This is a genomic window from Sodalis endosymbiont of Henestaris halophilus (assembly GCF_900161835.1).
Lineage (GTDB): Bacteria > Pseudomonadota > Gammaproteobacteria > Enterobacterales > Enterobacteriaceae.
In genome coordinates, this window is record NZ_LT897836.1 from 1,505,715 (window position 1) to 1,529,025 (window position 23,311).

Annotated in this window: 14 protein-coding genes, 1 tRNA gene and 2 pseudogenes; all 17 read right to left on the reverse strand. The window is 40.9% G+C overall.

The features are described from left to right. Window positions 1-3,552 precede the first annotated feature (3,552 nt). The 17 genes and pseudogenes from nadA to HBA_RS03220 all read right to left on the reverse strand — a co-directional run bounded on the left by nadA (window position 3,553) and on the right by HBA_RS03220 (window position 23,295). Window positions 3,553-4,599, reverse strand: coding sequence for a quinolinate synthase NadA (nadA, locus tag HBA_RS03140; protein ID WP_097032552.1), 1,047 nt, complete (start codon window positions 4,597-4,599; stop codon window positions 3,553-3,555). A gap of 283 nt (window positions 4,600-4,882) precedes the next feature. Then, window positions 4,883-4,955: transfer RNA gene (locus tag HBA_RS03145), tRNA-Lys, on the reverse strand. Window positions 4,956-5,138: 183 nt separating this feature from the next. After that, a pseudogene (ybgF, locus tag HBA_RS03635) lies at window positions 5,139-5,528 on the reverse strand (tol-pal system protein YbgF); the annotation flags it as partial. 78 nt (window positions 5,529-5,606) lie between these two features. Then, a pseudogene (locus HBA_RS03640) lies at window positions 5,607-5,912 on the reverse strand (YbgF trimerization domain-containing protein); the annotation flags it as partial. A gap of 15 nt (window positions 5,913-5,927) precedes the next feature. After that, on the reverse strand, window positions 5,928-6,446 hold the full coding sequence (gene pal / locus HBA_RS03155) for a peptidoglycan-associated lipoprotein Pal (protein WP_097032554.1): 519 nt from the start codon (window positions 6,444-6,446) through the stop codon (window positions 5,928-5,930). A gap of 39 nt (window positions 6,447-6,485) precedes the next feature. Further along, entirely contained in the window at window positions 6,486-7,778 is a 1,293-nt protein-coding gene (tolB, locus tag HBA_RS03160; RefSeq protein ID WP_097032555.1) for a Tol-Pal system beta propeller repeat protein TolB, read from the reverse strand. A gap of 112 nt (window positions 7,779-7,890) precedes the next feature. Then, window positions 7,891-8,685 carry a cell envelope integrity protein TolA gene (gene tolA, locus HBA_RS03165; RefSeq protein ID WP_097032556.1) on the reverse strand — a complete coding sequence of 265 codons (795 nt, stop codon included), beginning with the start codon at window positions 8,683-8,685 and terminating at the stop codon, window positions 7,891-7,893. Between the two features lie 49 nt (window positions 8,686-8,734). After that, a complete protein-coding gene (gene tolR / locus HBA_RS03170) occupies window positions 8,735-9,163 on the reverse strand; it encodes a colicin uptake protein TolR (protein ID WP_097032631.1) in 429 nt (142 codons plus the stop codon). Between the two features lie 14 nt (window positions 9,164-9,177). After that, window positions 9,178-9,864: a Tol-Pal system protein TolQ gene (gene tolQ / locus HBA_RS03175; protein ID WP_097032632.1), complete on the reverse strand. Its 687-nt coding sequence runs from the start codon at window positions 9,862-9,864 to the stop codon at window positions 9,178-9,180. A gap of 594 nt (window positions 9,865-10,458) precedes the next feature. Further along, the gene (gene cydX / locus HBA_RS03180; RefSeq protein WP_097032557.1) at window positions 10,459-10,572 is read right to left on the reverse strand and encodes a cytochrome bd-I oxidase subunit CydX; all 114 of its coding nucleotides are present in this window, start codon (window positions 10,570-10,572) and stop codon (window positions 10,459-10,461) included. A gap of 16 nt (window positions 10,573-10,588) precedes the next feature. Continuing rightward, window positions 10,589-11,728, reverse strand: a complete 1,140-nt coding sequence (gene cydB / locus HBA_RS03185) for a cytochrome d ubiquinol oxidase subunit II (protein WP_097032558.1) — start codon at window positions 11,726-11,728, stop codon at window positions 10,589-10,591. A 47-nt stretch (window positions 11,729-11,775) separates the two neighbouring features. Continuing rightward, complete coding sequence (gene cydA / locus HBA_RS03190; protein WP_097032559.1) at window positions 11,776-13,314, reverse strand: cytochrome ubiquinol oxidase subunit I; 1,539 nt, start codon at window positions 13,312-13,314, stop codon at window positions 11,776-11,778. A gap of 769 nt (window positions 13,315-14,083) precedes the next feature. Then, window positions 14,084-14,956 carry a succinate--CoA ligase subunit alpha gene (sucD, locus tag HBA_RS03195; RefSeq protein ID WP_097032560.1) on the reverse strand — a complete coding sequence of 291 codons (873 nt, stop codon included), beginning with the start codon at window positions 14,954-14,956 and terminating at the stop codon, window positions 14,084-14,086. Next, on the reverse strand, window positions 14,956-16,122 hold the full coding sequence (sucC, locus tag HBA_RS03200) for an ADP-forming succinate--CoA ligase subunit beta (protein ID WP_097032561.1): 1,167 nt from the start codon (window positions 16,120-16,122) through the stop codon (window positions 14,956-14,958). The genes sucD and sucC overlap by 1 nt, the downstream gene beginning before the upstream one ends. 110 nt (window positions 16,123-16,232) lie before the next feature. Then, window positions 16,233-17,417, reverse strand: coding sequence for a 2-oxoglutarate dehydrogenase complex dihydrolipoyllysine-residue succinyltransferase (odhB, locus tag HBA_RS03205; protein ID WP_097032562.1), 1,185 nt, complete (start codon window positions 17,415-17,417; stop codon window positions 16,233-16,235). Between the two features lie 16 nt (window positions 17,418-17,433). Further along, entirely contained in the window at window positions 17,434-20,241 is a 2,808-nt protein-coding gene (sucA, locus tag HBA_RS03210) for a 2-oxoglutarate dehydrogenase E1 component (RefSeq protein WP_097032563.1), read from the reverse strand. Window positions 20,242-22,551: 2,310 nt separating this feature from the next. Further along, a complete protein-coding gene (locus tag HBA_RS03220; RefSeq protein ID WP_097032565.1) occupies window positions 22,552-23,295 on the reverse strand; it encodes a type 2 GTP cyclohydrolase I in 744 nt (247 codons plus the stop codon). Between the last annotated feature and the right edge of the window lie 16 nt (window positions 23,296-23,311).

Here is a 23,311-nt window from a genome sequence, read left to right on the forward strand (position 1 = left end):
ATGGAAGACAAGAAAACTTTTATTGTCATCATTGACTTTTAAGCGATTACTGCTATTAATGTAACTACAACCCTCATTACTAGAATCAATATCACTAATGTTGTGTACTTAAATTCAGTAGTATTGAATCTAATGAGGCCGTAGTAACTCAAATTTGTTAGATATTCTAAAGTGATTATATCAAGGCACTATCTCACCAAACACAGACCTCTGTAATTTATCTACATAAATAAACAACACGCTATAATTAGACAATAATTAGTCTATCATTAACTTGAAAACTGCTGCCCATGTGGAAATCTTTTATAAGTTAATTCAAACTATAATGGGGTGCTTAGTTTCTCAAAACATAACTCCATCAATAAACAACTAGCGCAAAACTTAGTTGATAATTAAATTTAGCATGAACCCTGCATATTATAATATATGCCACAAGATCATAAATCTAACAGATATCAATCATTACAACCAAACGATTATCATTATTTATTAGGATATTGTAAATATCTAAACATTTGGTATAAGTACAACAAATAGTTAATCTTGATAATGGATTAATCATAAGTTTAGTAAAACTATATTAAATATATTTAACCCCAAGCTAATAACAACATTCAAAATGCTTAATTAATTTAATTCTTAAAATACAACCGGTAAATTCACAAGATGTTATCTTGAAATGATAAATATTATTATCTAGTCAAAGTTAATTTTTATTTTTTCGCAACCTAATGTTCTGCGTCTCGACATCCGCTCTCTAGAAAGAGTTTTCCTACTGAGTCTTACCAGTACGAGCGAAGAAGAACACTACTACTAACATTACACGGAGAGGTAGTGCATTTTTACTATGAAAATGAGGTTAAGCAATAGTACGCGTAATAAAAAGTTTACCCTAGGAGAAGGTTATAATACTGAAGATAGAGATGACTGCTGCATACCTCTATTACAAAATAAATCATCAAATAGTATTTATAATTAAAAATATTAATAATATTAATCACATCAATGTAACCAATACAATAACTAATATAATAACCCCTGCTTCAGATCTAAATCAAACTAAGCCAACATAAAACACCATATGTGAAAAGACGACTATTGCTCAAACATCAAAATTCAAATGCCAAAATTATCTGCCTTAGATTGTCCAGGAGCACAAAACCAGTGTCACGATGTAGTCAACTACGACAAGACTTGTAATATATATAACTAATCTTTATAATGTTAGTCAAGGACTCCATAGCACTATCTTACAGAAACGCAGCTCTCGCGCGCATCATCAGGTTAACAAAAATTTTAGAGACATAACTTACATCTCTAAACTAGCATTAAATAGGTACATGCTCACTAGTACGGGATAATCGCGCAGAAAGAGTTTTCCATGAAAACGAAAATATCTAGAGATTATTCACAAGCTAAAACACGTTGACTGCACATACACTGATATAGAAATTTAAAACTATATACTCTACTAATTAAGCTAAAATCGATACATAAGAATAGCCAGCAGCCGTTTCTATATAAAATAAACAAATTCATATTGATAAAGCATATGTATTACACCATACTTGTAACCATACACGCAGACACATCATGTCAGCAGCCGCCCCACTAAACACGGGCGATATGTTTTTTTTTGATCACCCTCATAGCTTGACTTTTATGTCAGCGCGCATAAATGTCTGCTAACGTCTTTTACCCGCATCTCACACTCAGTCTAAACTTATCTCAAAGAAGTGAGCTAAGACTAGCTATTAATAAGCTAGCTTGCATTAATAGGTAATGTTCGGTATATGCTGACAGATGCAACAGAATTACAGCTGATGTAATCAGCATGTGTACTATTACTGACTCTCCGCCTAATAGTCGATACAGATTTTATTTTCTGTCATTTATTACTCTGTCAGTCTATTTTCATACTTTAACGATGTTATTGATAAAGATCATGATCGTCTAGGGACGTTGAGTGTCGCTTTGAAAATCACATTACTACCTCACAGTTAAACCGTGATATTTGTTACTTGCACTCCATCCCCCAATTAATAATGAATATTTTATTTGTTTAGACTACAGAAAGGTGTAGGTAGCAAAATATATAATCTATAAGCGACGACGGTCTGCCTGTTTTTAGGAACTTTTAAGAATTAATAGACGTTATCATCGATGATGTAAGCGATACTAGATACATGTGCTAATTTTCTATTCAAATGCTTCTGTTAATTTTGGTTTCTTATCTAGCGCTCTATGCGACTCCTTAGCCGAAAACTAATGTGTGAAAACCTGCACGGAGTTGCTAGATGGTACCCCTAAGAAATTTTTGCTATTGAGAAACTTAAGCGAGCATCACACTCAATATTCCCAAAATACGCAATATTCATGTTGATCCGCTCGCAAGTCAACGAGCGGTCATTATTAATGACGATACATAGATAAATGATCATGTCGCACAAACTATAACTAGTATCGTCACTGTATCTCATTACGAATTATATGTTCAAAACGTTTAATAACCTGACAAGCTACGATCCAAATGGATTTCTTCTATGTAAAGAAAAGTTAATTGCGTCATTCTCAAAGCTGAAGTATAATTGAATTTTTATTTATCATATTAACGTTGCTAAATCATAAGCCGTAACTTAGTTTGATGCGTTACTTTTATCATGCCATTACCTATATTTAGAAAATAACTGCTAGTTAGCAGACTTAGGATTAATCTTTTTAGAGCTATTAAAAATGGACAACATTCCACAACTATATTAGCTAGTAATATAGTTATTTTTCAAATGATAGATCATACGTGCAGTTAGTTAGACAAATTAATTTGCGAGAGAAAGGTGGTGGCTCGATATACCAGCCAAAAATGTTTGCTGCGGGACAATGTGCATAACCACGCTAGCGCTAGCAAAAATTGGCTAGCGGACAAGTCCGCTCAGCTATCGCTCATGCTGCCGCTGATTTAGCTCATATATGCGAACTATGGGCGCATAGATTGCGCTTATAATACGCGTGTTAATGACAGTAAATATTTAATTAGACGACCCACAGGGGTGTCTATAAGCGTATTCTGCAGCCAAGACAGGTAATTTATATTCACCTGAATAAGATAGGTGAACTCTACCGGAAGAATCAAGATAGATAAAACCTAATTTATTAAATTACAATAAAAATACACAACCCTTAAAATTACATAACTTTTACTTACAGCAGATTTACTAATGCACGTTTAACTAAGTGAGTATCACCGCTCAGTTATTGATTTTATCTAGGGATAAAATAAAAGTAGAATTATTAAAGATTGATAGTCGAGTGGTTATTGATCCCAATAACTCTCGATATCAACTATGACCTATCAGTTCATCGGATGATATCTAGCATGAATAGATTATCGTTATAGGCTACACCTCAATTTCTGAGATTTAAGCGATAACCAACGCTTGGCGCTTATAATCGCAGAAGGAGCAAAGTTTTTTACGTTAGTTTGCAACCTTTTAGTAAAACGACTTATGTCACTAAACACTACAGCTTAAATATCCAAAACTCACTCAGACTCTCTTAGCGGCGCTTAAGATTGGCTGCGAAAGCCAACATACGATTCAGCGGCAATAGCGCTTGTTGACGCACTGATTCCTCAACCTGTATTTCATGTTCTACTCCGCCTCGCTCAAGGCCTGCTGCTATAGCCTTGAGCCCATTCATAGCCATCCATGGGCAATGTGCGCAGCTACGACAGGTTGCACCATCCCCGGCTGTCGGTGCGTTCAACAAAGTCTTTTCCGGGCATACCTGCTGCATTTTAAAGAAAATACCGCGATCAGTGGCTACAATCATCTGCTGATGCGGTAATGTTTTAGCTGCCTGAATCAGTTGGCTCGTAGAGCCAACGACATCGGCCAAAGCGACTACTGCCTGCGGTGATTCAGGGTGCACCAACACAGCTGCGTCTGGATAGAGCAATTTCATTCGCCGCAGTGCCTGGGTCTTAAATTCATCATGAACAACACAAACGCCTTGCCAACATAGCATATCCGCATCGGTTTTTTTTTGTAGATAACGGCCAAGATGACGATCTGGGGCCCAGATAATTTTCTCGCCTTGACTATCAAGATGCTCTATAAGAGCAACAGCTATGCTTGAAGTCACTACCCAGTCGGCACGCGCTTTGACCGCGGCAGATGTATTAGCGTAAACAACAACAGTTCGCTCGGGATGAGCATCGCAAAACGCGCTAAACTCTGCTTCAGGACAGCCTAAATCGAGAGAACACTCCGCGTATAATGTCGGCATAAGCACTGTTTTATCCGAGCTTAAAATTTTGGCGGTTTCGCCCATAAAACGCACACCGGCTATAAGCAACGTAGTAGCTGGATGGTTACTGCCAAAATGCGCCATTTCTAAAGAATCCGCCACACAGCCGCCAGTTTCTTCTGCCAACGATTGGATCTCCGGATCAGTATAATAATGAGCTACAATAACCGCATTACGCGCCTTCAATAGGCGTGCAATCTTGTTTCGTAAACTAGTTTTCTCCTCTTCTTGCAAAACTACTGGTTTGAGCGGAAAAGGATAAGTGGTAGCAAAATTATCGATTAATTCACGCATTACTGTTCTCTGACACTATGCTACCTCAACACCGGGGAAATGTCAGCTCAACAGCTACCGGTGAGCAAAAGTCTGAATTTTTATTATCAATTTTTAAAAAGATGACCATAATATAACGCACGAAATTTATAGCACTTTGTCGCGCCTAATTTGTGTGTTTTTCCTAAAACATTAAATAAGTAATATAGGATAGTATTTATATAGTTCGTCGTTTGACGTTCTGAGAGCAAGACTGTGACTAACTCACAGATATTACCAGATAAGTTAGCTAAACAAAGTTTGATGGGTCGTGCAGGATTCGAACCTACGACCAATTGATTAAAAGTCAACTGCTCTACCAACTGAGCTAACGACCCAAATTCCTCCGTTTACATTTATTAACAGATCAAACAATTTTTGTCTTAGTAAAAAGACAACATTTTACTGATTAAAAATTTTTAATGCAACTGTTAATTAGTTAAAACATCTCTAGCTTCATCTACTTCAATTAATCTGATCAGTTTTATGCTATACTAACTACTATTAACACTTATAATGACTTACAGTCCCGTGAGCCGTTTCTGAGCCTGCTTAGCCGCCTCAGCACTGGGATATAATTTCCCAACCTGCTGATAAACTGCTCGGGCTTTATCGTTCTGACCTTTTACTTGCATGATCATTCCCACTTTCAACAATGCGTCGGGGGCTTTAGAGGATTTGGGGTATGTTTTTGCTACAAGGGCGAAGTAATAAAGCGCATCGTCTTTTTTACCTTGATTATAATTTAGCTGTCCTAACCAGTAATTGGCATTGGGTTGATAGATAGAATCAGGGTAATTCTTAATAAATTTTTTAAATGCTCTAATAGCCTGGCCGTACCTTTTTTTCTCTAGTACTAACGCTACAGCCTCATTATAATCGGTGCTGGCGGCATGGGCAGCCAACTCAGCGCTTTTTACGACGACCGTAGAAGAAGACATAGACGCCTGAAGTTTACTGTCTTTAGGAACAGTCAGTGCATGGCTTGAGAGACTTTTCATCTGTTGGTAAACCTGGTTTTGTCGTTCGATGACCTGTGACAACTTATATTGGTTTTCTTGAATCTCACCGCGCAACGAGTCAACATCACGATAATTATCAGCAAGTTGTTGCTGAAGTGTGATTAGTAATTTACTATGCGCACTCGTAATACGCTCAAGTTGAGTAACTCGGCTTTCTACTAAGCCAGAGCCTATATGACTAATTGGCGCTTGGTCAGCAGTAACCCAAGATGGCACTGTGCCTACCAATAACGACAGACTTATTAATATATAAGGTCTGAAGTTATTGCTCATAAAAAAACCATTATCTTAGTAGACAAGTACGGCACGACGATTTTTTGCGTAAGCTGTTTCGTCGTGACCTAGTACAGCAGGTTTTTCTTTACCATAAGATACCATATCGTGCTGATCAGCAGAAACACCTTTACTTTGCAAATACATCATCACGGCTTTAGCGCGGCGCTCACCTAAAGCTATATTGTATTCTGGCGTACCGCGTTCGTCCGCGTGGCCTTCAACGATAACTTTATAAGATGGGTTGCTGCGCAAAAAATTGGCGTGAGCATCAATCATTGGAGCAAATTCAGAGCGGATATCGTACTTGTCTAAATCAAAGTAAATGGTATTGTTCCGTTGAAGTTCCTGCATTTGCAGGCTAGTACGCTCTACATACGATGAGTTATTGCCGTTCATGTCTATGCGAGTGCCTTCACCGGCACTCGTGGAAGAATCGTCGCCATTACTAGTGCTTTTGTGAGAACTACATGCACCAATCACCATAACGAAAACTGCTAAGAACGATCTTTTCAGCACCTTATTTAATTGCATTTTATATTATTCCTTATTGTAGTTTGCTATACACACGCATCATAGATACGGCGACCAAGCAGGAAATTTCACCTGCCCATTGATTGTCGGAAGATGCGCTTTGAAACGCCCATCAATTGAGACCAGACGCAAAACAGAATTCATACCTTGCAAAGAACTATAAATCACCATGGTCCCATTGGGGGCGATGCTAGGCGTATTATCTAAGAACGTGTCCGTCAATACTTGTACGGCTCCAGTTGCCAGATCGAGTTTAGCTATATGCTGCATGTTATTATTACTGCTTACCATAACCAAAAACTTACCGTCCGAGCTAACGTTCGCATCCTGATTTTGGAAACCTGCCCAGGACAGACGCTTAGGTGTACCCCCATTTATATTAATTTTATAAACCTGCGGACGGCCACTCTGATCTGAGGTATACGCCAAAGTCTGGTTATCCAGAAACCAAGTCGGCTCTGTATTATTGCTGCGACCATTGGTTATCTGACGAATATGACCTGATCCTAAATCCATTACATACAAATGCAAGCTACCAGTTTTAGACAATGCAAAAGCTAACTTACTACCATCAGGAGAGAAAGAAGGAGCACCATTGTGTTGTGGGAAACTCGCAACTTGCTGTATAGCGCCGTTATATAATATTTGGATCACTAACGCCGAACGACCGCTTTCAAAAGTGACATAGGCAATACTGGTACCGTCAGGAGACCAAGCTGGAGACATTAGTGGCTGCATCGAACGGTGCACCGATATATTGTTATAACCATCATAATCTGATATTTGCAATTCGTATGGAAACTGAACACCATTAATCTGTACAACGTAAGCAATGCGCGTGCGAAACACGCCTTTAATACCCGTTAACTTTTCAAAACTTTCATCGCTAACAGAATGCGCTGCCCAACGCAGCCATTTACGAGGCGCTTTGAATTGGTTTTGTGCTAAAATCGCTCCTGGATTACCCGAGGTATCTACTAATTGATAATAAACCATGTAGTTGTCGCCTGCACTAGGTTGCACCTCTCCTACCACTACAGCATCAATACCTAATTTTGCCCATACAGCCGAAATAACTTGCGAGGCAGTGACCGGCATCTGTGGCAGTAGGGATATATCTAGCGGATTAAATTTACCGCTATTGCGCAAATCGGCAGCAACAATACCGCCGATATCTTCGGGCATCATACCAGATCCAGCCCATTTAAACGGCACCACCCCAATGGGGCGGGCAGAATCTACACCTTGGGTGATTTCTATACGTACTTCGGCATGCAACACGGAAGACCATAAGATTAATAAAACTAACGCTACTAGAAATGCTTTTTTCATTTCATTCCCTAAATTGATGTTAACACCAAGGGTATGTGGTAATTGTTACGTTATAAACTCATTAAACTTTATCAAAACTATTTTAATAAAAATAGTATTTTGCCATATGGATTTACTGAGGAGAAAATCTGAGCGTTACATTTTTAAAAGTCTCGTAAACCTGGGGAGTAGGCGGTCGGGGTATAGTCGCTAGCTTAGCTGCAGATGTAGCTGCTTTACACAGTGACAGATCACCGCCTACAGCAGTTACCGAAAGCAGCAATCCGTCAGGCGCCAATTTGATATATAAATCGCATGTCTTTCCTATATAACTAGAAGCATCATAGAATTTATTGCTTATAGCTCTATTGATTTCTGCCTTATAGGCATCAATTTCTGACCCACTAACCCCACTTTGTTTAGCTTTACTGTCCCCTGACAGTAAAAATCCAGTTTTGGGCACAGGTTTAGAATCAGTTAAGTCACCCAGCAAAGCATCTACATCACTGAAATGTTTAACGGTAGTTTTCTTCGCGGTGACGACTTTATCTTTCGACGCCTGATAAGCTTTAGCGGCAGTTTTTTTCTGAGCAGCAGAATATTGACGCTGTTTTGCGTTAGCCGCTTCCTGAACAGCTAAACGCTGTTTTTCCAATTTTTTTAAATGCTGCAGCTTCGACGCTACCTGATGCTGGGCTTGCTGCTCATCTATTTCGATTTGCTGTGGCTGCCGAAGGTTATATTTCTGCGTTATGGAGCGTGGATCGACCATTACGGCATGAATGGGCGACTTGACACCATTAAGGTTAGTCTCTTGCGACTGATGTATAGAATTCCAAATAAATACAGCAAGCAAGATACAATGCATCGTAATCGATAGAATAATAGCACGTTTAAGTATGCCGTTATGTTTGGTATCCTTCAACACAATCTATTCCCCCTCAAGGGGTTGTCAGGAAATCACGTGCTTTCATCATCTAACTGTTAATGGGCCGGGTCATCAGACTAACCGACTTCACGCCAGCCCGATGCAGTAAATTTAGCACTTTGATGATCTCATCATAAGGCACGTTTTTTGTGCCGCCTATCAAAAATACCGTCTTAGGATTAACTGTAATACAGGCATTTGCTTCTGAAACAACCCGTTCTGGTGGCAACTGCTCTTGACGCAAATGATCAATCATCATACTATATTGGCCAATTCCTGACACTTCTACGATAACAAGAGAATTACTATTGTTGCCAACGATTTTGAAGTCGATCGAATCAGGTAAATCTACCTCCACACTTTGAGTAACCATCGGCGCAGTAGCTATCAAGATTAAAACCAGTACCAGCAATACATCGAGAAAGGGAATAATATTAATTTCAGACTTAATTTCTCTGCGCATGCTGTTTCTAAACATAATTTTACTCTCACTCATTTAAGAGTACTATTGGCGAAAGCCTCACGGTGCAAAATAGCGATAAACTCTTCAGTAAAATTACCATAATTCTGTTCAAGCTTGTTGACATGCAGGGTTAACCAGTTAAACGCCATTACCGCAGGAATAGCAGCAAATAGACCCATGGAAGTAGCGATCAGTGCTTCAGCTATCCCCGGTGCGACCATCTGGAGAGTCGCTTGTTGTACCGCTCCCAACCCTATAAAAGCATGCATAATACCCCATACAGTGCCGAACAAACCTACATATGGACTAATAGAACCGATAGTGCAAAGAAACGAGATATAAGTTTCCAAATTTTCTAACTCGCGATTCATCGCAATACGCATAGCACGTGAGACACCATCCACCACCGCATCAGGAGCGTAGCTATTGACACGATGCAAGCGTGTAAACTCTTTAAAGCCAGCGTAGAAAATCTGCTCGGGACCGCTTAGACTGTCGCGTCGCGACGTGCTTTCCTGATATATTCTAGATAATTCGATACCAGACCAAAATTTATCCTCAAAAGCCTCCGCTGCGCGCGCAGCGGAGGCTAAAATACGGGATCGTTGAATTATGATTGCCCAGGAGGCAATAGAAAAACATATCAAAATTAACATGATCATTTTTATCATAAAGCCTGCTTTCAGGAATAAATCACAGATGTTCATGTTAGTCACTGCTTTAACTCCACGAAAAACGTAGGAAGCACAATCAGCTTCAATTGCATGTAGATTAAATACATGCGATAAATGCATCTGACCTAGCTGATTAAATTCTGAATTAGCATTCAGAATGCGTTAAAAATAGTCAGAAAAGTTCTACTTAGGTAACACGATGTTATTTTATAATTAAAATTGTCTAATCGCACAATAGATAAATGCTCTACCGCTATACGCTACACAATGAACTAGAAATACACGTGCATGAGCACATAATTAATGATTATAAAATCATACTCACATGCCATAATTATACTGCAGAGATAGCACCTTGGTGTACGCATGTTACACAGTAGTCGATGTAACGACTATAACAACCTGCGTAATCGCGTTGGTCTTCTCGTAATAGAGAACCAGATAATTTAAAAATAAAACAATTACTCAACACTAAAATAACATATAAATTTATTGACAAAATTTATAACTAGAGATTCTAGTCATTACCACTGTAGTAGCAGAAGTACCAAATATCAGAAAAGTTAACGTTATAGAAATACCGCAAATGACATTTAATTTATTAGGACATATATCCTCTGCAATAATTTATAATGATCATTTCAAAACATCCTCACAGCGGATATTTTCCAGATGCTCAAACGCTAACGCGGTTATTATGCTGACAGCACATGTCAACAAAGTTCCTAAAATCCAGAAGAAATACCACATTGTTATGCTCCTTAACTCAATACAAAGAATGTATGTTTTGCTCAACATATTCTTTAGTAATCTTACCAAACATTTTATAATAACACCAAATCGTGTAGAGTAAAACGAGCGGCACAAAAATAATGGCAACTACCGTCATGACTTTCAATGTCCCAAAACTAGAAGTAGCATCCCATAAAGTTAAACTGGCATTGGGCATCGTGCTTGATGGCATGATAAACGGAAAAAGCGTGATCCCCACAGTCAAGATTATGCAAACTACGGTTAATGAAGAGAAAATAAAAGCACAGGCGCTGCGACCTACGCGGCTAAATACTATAGTCAGTAGCGGAAATAGCATACTAAGCACTGGAGCTATCCATAATCCCGGATAGACGTGGTAATTGACCATCCACGCGCCTGCCTGATGCACTACTTTTTTATGCAGCGGGTTAGACTGCGCAGCTCGATCGATCACTGACGTTACTATAAAACCATCGATGCTGTTAACGATCCAAATCCCGGCCAGCAGAAAGGCCAGTAAAGTAATAAGTGCGGCAAACTGTGTTATGCCACGCATCCTGATCTGCAAATCAGCAGCGGTACGCATTTGCAGATAGGTTCCACCTTGAGTCAAAAACATCGCCAGGCTCAGAATACCCGCTAACAAGCCGAACGGATTAAGTAACTGAAAAAAAGTGCCCGTGTAATACACGCGCAGATAATCGTCTAAGTAAAACGGTACACCTTGCAGCAAGTTGCCGAATGTTACTCCTATCACGAACGGTGTAATAACGCTACCTACGAAAATTCCCCAATCCCACAAATTTCGCCAACTTGCGTCATCGATTTTTGATCGGTAATCAAAACCTACAGGGCGGAAGAGTAGCGAAGCTAGCACTAAAATTATAGCGATATAAAAACCGGAAAACGCAGCAGCATACACAATTGGCCAGGCGGCGAACAGGGCGCCACCAGCGGTGATGAGCCATACCTGGTTACCATCCCAGTGTGGCGCAATAGTATTAATCATAACCCGACGCTCAATGTCGTTTCGACCAAACAAGCGCATTAAAATACCGACGCCCATATCAAACCCATTAGTGACAGCAAAACCGATGAACAATACACCAATCAGCACCCACCAAATAATACGCAATACTTCATAATCAAACATAGTCATTTTCTCCGGTCCTATTTTGCATTTACCGACCAAACAAATGATTATTCAAAGTGGTAGTTTCCAGTTTTCAAACTGCTCGGCCCCAAACGTGCGAATTTGAATATCAAATACATTCCAGCTACGAAAAATAACGTGTATAACCCGCAAATTAGCCCCATAGAAAATAGTATGTCACCTACGGCAAGAGTTGAATTAGCGACAGCGGTCGGTAGAATTTCTCCGATAGCCCAGGGTTGTCGTCCATACTCAGCAACAAACCAGCCGGATTCTATAGCAATCCACGGTAAAGGTATCCCATAAAGCATGGCGCGGTGCAACCATCGGTGATTACCAATCTGGTTACGTAGCACGGTCGAGAAACAAATAGCGATCAGCAATAGCATCAGCAAACCACAGCCTACCATGATTCGGAAAGAAAAATATAGCGGTGCTACACGAGGAATAGAATCATTTGTAGCCTGGTGAATATGCTGCTCACTAGCCTGTGTGATATCATCGGTGTAGCGTTTAAGCAATAGCCCGTAACCTAGATCTTGTTTAGTGCTATTAAAAGCTTCACGCACTGAGGGATCCATGTTACCTTCGCGTAGCTGCTGCAACAGGCTGTAGGCCTTAATACCATTACGAATACGTAATTCATGATACATCATCAAATCTTTTAAACCAGTAACCTGACGGTCTGTAGACCGTGTAGCGATAATGCCTAAAACGTAAGGAATACGCACCGAGAAATAATTAGTTTGGTCTTCCTGGTTAGGCAAGCCGAACAGTGTCAAAGAGGCGGGTGCCGATTCGGTATTCCATTCAGCCTCGATAGCCGCTAACTTAGTTTTTTGCACGTCGCCCATTATATAGCCAGATTCATCACCAAGCACAATGACTGACAGCACAGCAGCCATGCCAAAAGAAGAGGCAATAGCGAAAGAGCGTTTTGCGAATGCAATATCTCGTTCTTTCAACAAAAAGTAAGAACTGATACCGAGGATAAACATCGCGCCGGTACAGTAACCTGCAGCTACGGTATGAACGAATTTAACCTGCGCCACTGGATTTAGTACTAGGTCGGCAAAGCTAGCCATTTCCATACGCATAGTTTCGTAATTAAAATCCGACGCGATAGGATTTTGCATCCAGCCGTTGGCTACCAAAATCCATAGTGCAGACAAATTGGATCCAATGGCCACTATCCAAGTTACGGCCATGTGTTGCACCTTACTGAGGCGATCCCAACCGAAAAAGAACAAACCGACGAAGGTAGATTCCAGAAAAAAGGCCATCAACCCTTCAATCGCTAGTGGTGCACCGAAGATGTCTCCAACATAGTGAGAGAAGTATGACCAGTTAGTACCAAACTGGAACTCCATGGTGAGACCAGTGGCAACACCAAGAGCAAAGTTGATAGCAAACAACTTGCCCCAAAACTTGGTCATATCTTTATATATCTGTTTGCCGGATAGTACATACACTGTTTCCATTATGGCCAGCAAAAATGTCATACCTAGTGTTAGAGGCACAAATAGAAAATGGTACATGGCTGTTAAAGCAAACTGTAATCGCGATAGTTCAACAACATCAAACATGATGACTCCTTACTCCTCGCATGAAAAATCCTAAATATGTCGTTCTGACCATATCTTCTAGCAGAAGATTAGAAAAGGCGTAGTTTAAATAAAATCTTTATAGATATGATTAATTACATGCTGCTGCTTAGCACCTTCTCCCCCCCTACCTCAGAAGGTCCTAGGCAGGATAAATGGATAAAAAATCCTAATATACTCCAACCGAAATAACTACTCACGTACATGAATAGTACCCTTAACTTTTCTTTGCATAAACATATTTTTAGTAACAAAGATATAAAATCACATAGCGATAAAATCGCTACTGCTCAGCAGTTTAATTAAAATTGTGTTAGAGCAAAAATGTTACCATTGAAGTATATGGCGAGCATGACATATGCATTTCATGCACAAGTTTATTTTTTGTTAAAATTGATGATAAAACAATCATTTTTAAAATAAAATAAATTATATAAACGTTATTAACCCGTAATTAATTGCTAAAATCCAATTAATAAAATAAGACATTTAAACAAAATAGAAGTAATAATAAGTTTCATTCAAACTGAATGACAGATATTTTAATAAAAAAACTCACTTATAAAATAGCGATACATCTATAATTATGCCGATCAACAAGATAGGCATTTAGCCATGGTAAGAACAAAGTCTGTAGATATGCATCTAAGGTTAAAAAAATACTAACGTGGCAATTCTTGACACATTCTTATATCCGACTGATTGACAACGTGCATCATTTGTTTATTTGCTGACTGCCAGAAGTTCCGTATCAGCTCGGTAAAATGCGTCTTAATGTTTCACCGATATCGACTAAGCTGCGCACGATTTTAACGCCTGCTGCTGCTAGTGCGACAAATTTCTCATCCGCTGTACCTTTACCGCCGGCGATAATCGCGCCAGCATGGCCCATACGCTTCCCTTGAGGCGCCGTCACGCCAGCGATATAGCCAACTACAGGTTTAGTGATATGATCTTTGACATAAGCCGCGGCCTCTTCTTCAGCGCTGCCACCGATCTCCCCTATTATCACGATAGCTTCCGTCTGCGGATCCTTTTCAAATAGCATCAAAATATCAATAAAGCTCGAGCCGGGAATAGGGTCGCCACCAATGCTCACGCAGCTAGACTGCCCAAGGCCAATATCAGTGGTTTGTTTTACTGCTTCATAAGTCAAGGTACCCGAACGGGAAACTATACCAACCCGGCCAAGTTGATGAATATGACCTGGCATAATGCCAATTTTACATTCCCCTGGAGTAATTATACCCGGGCAGTTTGGCCCAATCATGCGTGTTTTGCTTTGATCTAGCTTGGCTTTTACCATCAACATATCCAAAGTTGGGATACCTTCCGTAATGCATATAATTAACTCTATACCGGCATCTACCGACTCCAGTATAGAGTCTTTGCTGAACGGCGCAGGAACGTAGATCACCGATACCGTGGCGCCGGTTTTATCAACTGCTTCACGGACGGTATTAAATACCGGCAAACCAAGATGCTCAGTGCCACCTTTTCCAGGCGTAACGCCACTGACTATTTTCGTACCATAGGCCAACGCCTGCTCAGAGTGAAAGGTACCCTGGGTGCCGGTAAAGCCCTGACAAATAACTTTAGTTTCTTTATTAATTAAAATAGACATTACGTATCCGCAACCACGTCGATAACCTTTTTTACTGCGTTGATCAGACTTGTAGTGGATATAATATTCAGCCAGCTATCTGCCAATTTATTGGCGCCTAGTTCGGCATTATTTCCTTCCAAACGAACCACTACTGGAACACTGACGCCGACTTCAGATACTGCATCGATGATGCCGTCGGCAATTAAATCGCAGCGGACGATTCCACCAAAAATATTAACCAATATAGCTTTCACCTTTTTATCCGATAAAATTATTTTAAATGCTTGAGTCACGCGCTCCTTGGTAGCACTTCCACCAACATCAAGAAAGTTGGCCGGTTCACCACCGTGCAGTTTAACTATATCCATCGTCCCCATAGCCAGTCCAGCCCCATTAACCATACAGCCAATATTGCCGTCTAAAGCAACATAGTTCAAACCCAACTGAGTGGCGTATGCTTCACGTTCATCTTCCTGTCTGCGATCCCACATTTCACGCAGCTCCGGTTGACGGAATAGTGCATTGCCGTCGACGGTAAGTTTACCGTCAAGGCATAGCAAATCGCCTGAACTGGTAATCACAAGTGGGTTAATCTCTACAAGTGCCAGATCGTACTTTAAAAACAGCGTCGCCAACCTCATAAATATTTCACTGAACTGGATAACCTGCTTGCCGATAAGACTGAGATTAAAAGCAAGCTCTCGTCCCTGATAAGGCTGCGGACCAATTAACGGATCTAAGATAACTTTATGAATTAGATGCGGCGTTACTTCTACTATCTTTTCAATGTCTACCCCCCCTTCAGCAGATGCCATAAATACCACACGGCGCATGCAACGGTCGACGACAGCACCCAGATATAGCTCTTTAAAAATATCAGTAGTCGCTTCTACTAGAATTTGATTAACTGGCTTACCCAATGCATCCGTTTGATAGGTCACAAGACGATTACCAAGCCACTGTGCCGCAAAAACGCTGACCTCTTTTTTCGATTTTACTACTTTGACACCACCAACTTTACCACGGCCGCCTGCATGTACTTGGCATTTTACTACCCAAGGACCATCGCCAATTTTTGAAGCAGACTCTTCCGCTTCGCGCGGGGTATTGCAAACATACCCCGTAGGAACAGGAAGACCATATCGCGCGAAGAGCTGTTTTGCCTGATATTCATGTAAATTCATTTTTATATTTTTATGAAAAGTGTAAATAACATTGAAGCGCAGCTACGTAATTTGTACTAAAATTCTATGAATCTCAAACAGCAACTTTGGACAGCCACACTCGTTATGCGCTAAACGTCCAATAAAAAGCGATTAGGTTCTTCCAGCATTTCTTTTACCGTGATCAGGAAACTTACGGATTCTTTCCCGTCGATAAGTCTATGGTCATAAGAAAGAGCCAGATACACCATCGGCAGAATAACTACTTGACCATGTACCGCCATCGGCCGATACTTGATGGCATGAATACCCAAGATCGCGCTTTGCGGCGGGTTAATAATAGGCGTCGACATAAGCGACCCGAACACACCGCCGTTGGTAACAGTAAAGTTACCGCCAGTCAATTCCTCGACTTTTAGTTTACCATCGTTGCCCTTGATAGATAATTCTTTTATTTTATTCTCTATATCCGCCATACTGAGTCCGTCGATATCCTTTAATACAGGCGTCACTAAACCGCGAGCGGTAGACACCGCGATGCTGACGTCAAAATAGTTGTAGTAAACCACGTCGTCACCGTCAAGAGAGGCATTGACTTCAGGAAAGCGTTTTAATGCCATTAATACCGCGTTAATATAAAAAGACATGAATCCTAAACGGATACCGTGGCGTTTTTCAAACGCTTTGCCGTACTGTTTACGCAGATCTATAATCGCTTGCATGTTCACCTCATTAAAAGTGGTCAACATAGCAATATTATTTTTTGCTTCTAGCAAACGTTCGGCCATACGCTTACGCAAACGGGTCATCGGTACGCGTTTTTCACTGCGGTGTCTAAATGACGATGTTGCGCTTTGGCTCCTGGCGATATATGATTCGACATCTTCACGGGTCATACGACCGCTTACTCCGCTGCCTATAATATCCTTCGGATTGAGATCGTGCTCAGATATGAGTCGACGCATGGCCGGACTAAGCTCGGCGTTGCTCTTATCTTTCAAATCTACTGTAGAATTATAGAGTGGCATAGCTTCCTGGACTTGCGATGTGTTAGCCTGAGCCAGGCCAGTTTTTTTGCATAACCGCAGACGACCTAACACTTGACAGGCGGTAACCGTAGCGCCTTCGTCTTCCAACAATGCTTCCAACAAACCTTCTTCTGGAGCTAGTACTTCCAGTACTACTTTGTCAGTTTCAATCTCGACCAGCACTTCATCACGCTTAACTATGTCACCAGGCCTTTTACGCCATGTAGTAACGGTGGCATCTGCAACCGATTCAGGCAGGTGAGGTACCAGAATATCTACACTACTCATTATTTATCCTTTATTGTTAATAAAAGCTCAACGCATCGTTAACCAGAGTTTTTTGCTGGGTCTGGTGCACAGACAAACACCCCACTGCTGGTGAGGCAGAAGAAGGACGACCGACATAATTCAATACAGCCCCTTTGAATATTATTTCGCTGAAGCAATATTGCTGGTAATACCAGGAGCCCTGATTTTGCGGCTCTTCCTGGCACCAAACTAAATCCCGAACGTGCGCATAAGGAGACAATACCTCCCGAACAGCATGTATCGGAAACGGATAAAGCTGTTCAATGCGAATGATGGCCACGTCTTGCTGCCCATTATTGCGCCGTTGATCTAATAAATCATAATAGACTTTGCCGGAACACATCACGACACGTTTTATGCCCTGCGGGTTAAGAGCATCAACTTCACTAATAACAGGTTTAAATGTACCATTGGCCAGTTCATGTAGGGAAGAGATTGCCAAAGGATGTCGCAGCAAGGACTTGGGAGACATAACAATAAGTGGGCGACGCATATTACGTAGAGCCTGACGCCGCAATACATGATAAATCTGTGCTGGCGTCGACGGAACGCATACCTGTATATTTTGTTCCGCACAAAGTTGTAGATAGCGTTCCAAGCGGGCGGAAGAATGCTCTGGCCCCTGACCTTCATAACCGTGGGGCAGCAACATCACCAAACCACACATCCGTCCCCACTTCTGTTCACCAGAACTTATAAATTGATCGATAACTACTTGTGCGCCGTTGGCAAAATCTCCGAATTGCGCTTCCCAAATCACCAAAGTGCGCGGTTCGGCGGTGGCATAACCATATTCAAATGCCAGAACTGCCTCCTCCGAAAGCACAGAGTCCAAAACGTAGAAGCTGCCTTGAGCATTATGGATATGAGACAACGGAGTATAACTTAAGCCAGTTTTTTGGTTATATACTACTGCATGGCGATGAAAAAACGTACCACGTGCAGTATCCTCCCCCGATAAACGAATGGAGATCCCCTTATCTATTAAAGTAGCATAGGCCAGAGTTTCGGCGCCACCCCAATCGAAAGGCTTTTCACCGCAGGCCATAGCAGCGCGAGCATTATAAATCTTGGCAACCTGCGCCTGCATTAAGACATCAGATGGTACCTTGCTAATACGATAGGCTAATGCCTGTAAATGTTTAATCTCTAACTGGCTCGGATAATCTTCATCCCAATAATGATTAAGATAACCCTGATAGGCGAAAGAATTCATACGCCTTCGGCGCCACTCTTTCACCACACACTCGCCTTTATCCAACGCGGCGCGGAACATATTTACCATTTCGGTGGAGTCGGCAGGGGTAATAATTCCGGTGTTTTCCAGATAGTCGGCGTAGATTTTACGCAACGTGGGGTGTTTCTTAATTTTCTGGTACATCAATGGCTGAGTAGCACTCGGTTCATCTACCTCGTTATGACCGTGTCGTCGATAACACACTAAATCGATTATGATGTCTCGCTTGAAAGTATTGCGGAAACTTAACGCCAAACGAGTAACGAAAACTACTGCCTCAAGGTCATCGGCGTTAACATGTAAAATTGGCGCCTGCACCATTTTAGCTACATCAGTGCAATATTTAGTGGAACGGGCATCGTGGGGGTTAGAAGTAGTGAAACCGATCTGATTATTAATAACAACACGAACCGTCCCACCCACGTCGTATCCGCGAACCTTAGACATATTTAGGGTTTCTTGCACCACACCCTGACCGCTGATAGCAGCATCACCGTGCAGCGTAATCGGCAAAACCAAATTGCTATTTTTTTCAGTAAGTCTATCGATACGTGCCCGTACTGATCCCATTACTACCGGGCTGACGATTTCCAAATGCGAGGGGTTGAACTCCAGTACAAGATGTACGAGACCACCCTCGATTTCAACATCAGAGGAAAAGCCTTGGTGGTACTTTACATCGCCAGTTCCGAAATGATCTTTATGCTTTCCAGTGAACTCATCAAACAAATCCTGTGGCTTTTTGCCCAATACATTAACCAATACGTTCAAGCGGCCGCGATGTGCCATACCCAATACTACTTCCCGAATACCGTTGCTGCCGGCGTAGCGTATCATTTCTTTCAACATGGGAATTAGCACGTCACCGCCTTCTAGCGAAAAACGCTTGGTGCCAGGGAACTTTGCCCCCAAATAATATTCAAGTCCTTCCGAAGCAGTTAGCTCTGCAAGAAAATTCTTTTTCTCTTCACAGCTGAATTTTGGCTGTCCCATCACTGATTCAATCTGCTGCTGAATCCAGCGTTTTTCTTCAATGTTAGTAAGGTGCATATATTCAGCTCCTATGGTACCGCAATAAGTCTTTTTTAACGCCTCATACAAATCTGCAAGTTTCATAGTCTCGTGGCCGACGGAGAAAGAACCCACGTTAAACATTTTCTGAAAATCAGCCTCGGTGAGGTTATAAAAAGCAAGATTCAAATCAAAAACTGTTTTTTGTTTCAATAATTTTAAAGGATCTAGATTGGCGTAATGATGCCCGTAGAAGCGAAAAGCGTTTATAAGCTGTAGAATTTGTACCTGCTTCGAATCTATATAAAGGTCGTTGACCGAGGCGGTACAGCCTATTTCCTCCTTGAATAAAAAGTGGAGTTTTTCCCACATGTTATAATAGAGTGAATTGGGATTAATATTCACGGGCGGTAGCTGCTTAAAAATTGCACGCCAACTTGCATCTACAGAGTTAGGATCCGTTAAAAAATCTTTATAAAGCTGCTCTATGTAAGACTGATTTGCAACCGCTAGATAAGATGAATCTAACCAGGACTTTATTGCACTATTCTGCATTATGATCTCTTAGTTTTGTTAAATGTTATTTTGCTATTGTTGAATCTTAATTAGATTACATATAGGCTGGTTAACTAACACCCCACTCTTGCTAGGTCTACTTATTACGAAATAGCTTTTAAAAGCTGCTAACAGCAGGCCCTAAAAAACAGATTTCAAAGACTTTCTGTTGTGACCTGACTTAGCAATGCAAAATATCAAGACAGACGCTCTAGAAGCCAATTAGCCTTAAGTAAGGTATTAGTTCCTTCAGGCATATACTTAAAGAATGAATGCTGTAATAAAACAAGCTGAAATTGTCATTCAGATCAACTACCATAACAAATGATGGGTGTAACCCTTATGGGGTAGGAAACTAAAAAAGTATAAGCTTTCCTAATTTAATAAATTATGGTCAAATCCTCACCATAAGGATAAGCACAGTACGTTAAACCTTAAGTAGTATCGCAGAAAATGCGCTCATACAAGTGCATCTAGCTTGGCACTCTGTTCCGGCAATTGAAGTGGTTCTAGCACCAATCAACTTTGGACATAGTTAAGCAAAAGTGAATAGATTATGCTCATGCAGCGCATAAAAACATGTCACACGAAATAGAGAATTACACAGACTAGATCGCCAACGTATGACGATTTTATCGTCACACTAAAAGCTGTGATAGATGCGTCACACATACCAGAACGATTTTATTGTTTATATGTATGCTGTTGGAAACACACAATTCTTACACGACAGAAGAAGTGTAACAAGCACACAACATCCTGTTTTCTTGTTAGATTAAAGCATCCAACAAGATTATATCACGCTACACGGCTCTGTGATTTATAGAGCCGTAGATATCAAAGTTAATTTTTCTCCAGCATTATTTTGAATGCTATGTAGGTAACACTAACTATCATCATAATTCTCGCGAGAACGCATATCATCTGTTAAATAACCCACTGGCAATAAATGCAAGATTATAGTTTAAAGACCGCCCAACTAGAGCTAATCTTAGACCATCTGCGCTACGCGAGATTCCCTAAATAAAAAACCAATGAACCCCATCGTGGGTTTCCTTCCCCCACGCATCACCTAATTTTTATTTAACTTACACAATTGTACACACAGTCGCCAAATCAATTTGCTTCAGCTTTATAGCTAGCCTGTAACGACTATACATATTGACAGGCTAAATCTGCTTCATTTAGCTAATATTAAACAAGTATAAATCAAAATGTAGATCACTTCTCCTAAGTGATTGTAGTTAAGTCATAAAGTCAATTTAGATATCATATGCACACGTTAGTTAATTATGTGCTTTAACCATAAGAATTATGGGTTATCAACCGTAAGCATCTGCTCTATGCAGAACAAGAAGCAGTACAAAAAATAGCCCCTTCTCTCGATAAAGAGAAATCGCACTAGAATATGGTAGCACATACAGTTATTTTAAGACCTTTACCGCCAAACATCAGTGCTAGAAAAAGTTTTGCTAACTTTTTGGCACTAAAATTCTGGTACTCCGGCCTCGCTAAAGCATTAGATTTCAGAAAATAATTAATTCCTATGCATTGCATTAGCATCTAATCCATGGAGGTTTATTATTCAACCTGACGTTATAATGGTCGCTGAACAGCGACAACTAATCCTAGAGTGATTTAGTGTAAAATTACTCTAGCATCCATTAACAACACTATCGAATTCAGCGCATTTCCGATCAGTATATTAGCCATCATCGTATTCAGCACACAAATCCTAGCTAACAACCAAAGCTGAACCAGCTGTTGCAGCCGTTTATGCCGAAAGATCCAGCAAAGTCCGGTAAACGCCGAATAAAATAAACAACATAGTTCACGTCAGCTTGATATTCAACTACCTAGCGCGATGTCATTCCGGTATGTTACTCCATCGACGCCGAGTTATGAGCTAACATAAAAGATAATCAGGAAATATATTTGTGGCGATACGAGCAACACTAATTATCTTTTTTTAACAAATTGCTGCCACAAGGAAACTATATCGTATTCATTGTTATGGGTACAGATTCAGTTAGCACAACCGTCAAATTTTTCATACCTATAATGACGTTGCAGACATGCTAGTACGTATGCGATGTGCCGCATTAATCGCGCTAGAGATGCAAAGCTGACGTGTCAGATTAATGAGAGCTCTAGCTACAAGTACTAACTTGACCGTCATCCCTAAAATAATATCGCACTTACTGTATCTACCTACCCGCATTTCTTGAAACCACTCTGATGGTGCCAGATTTATAATCACATTCATTAACATTTCCGAAGAATGTCATATAAAAGAAAGCTAAAAGGAGCTTACGCAGGATTGGGTATATCGATAAAAGTAACAGAAAAACCATATTGTTGAACAAGCCATTCTCCAAGCGCGCGGATCCCGCCACGTTCAGTGGCGTGATGGCCTGCTGCATAAAAATGCAGCCCCTGCTCACGAGCAATATGAATAGTTTGCTCAGATACTTCACCAGTAATAAACGCGTCCACATCTGCACGCGCCGCTAGCTCGATAAAATCCTGGCCGCCGCCGCTACACCAGGCTAACCTCTTAATCTGTGCCGGACCGCTTTCGCCAAAGTGAAATACGCTACGTCCTAGGATCTGTTTGAGGCGCTTACGCAACCCCTCACTGCTCAGGGGGGCCGCTAACTCTCCCTGTAACACCATAGGATCCAAACTACCGGTCACCCTAATGTCTAGCGCAACCGCAAGCTGCGCGTTATTACCCAATTCAGGGTGAACGTCTAGCGGAAAATGCCAAGAGTATAAATTAATATCGTTAGCTAAAAGTGTCTTTAGCCGCCGACGCTTCATACCGATAATAACCGGCGCCTCATTTTTCCAGAAATAACCATGGTGTACTATGACCGCGTCGACGTCATGAGTCAAGGCGATATCCAAAAGTGCCTGACAGGCAGTGACTCCAGTAACAATACGTTTCACGTCCTTACGACCTTCTACTTGTAGACCGTTAGGTGCATAATCCTGCAATTCACTACTGTTAAGCTTATGATTAATTAAATTTTCTAACTCGATATTTAGCATCAATTATTCCTATAAT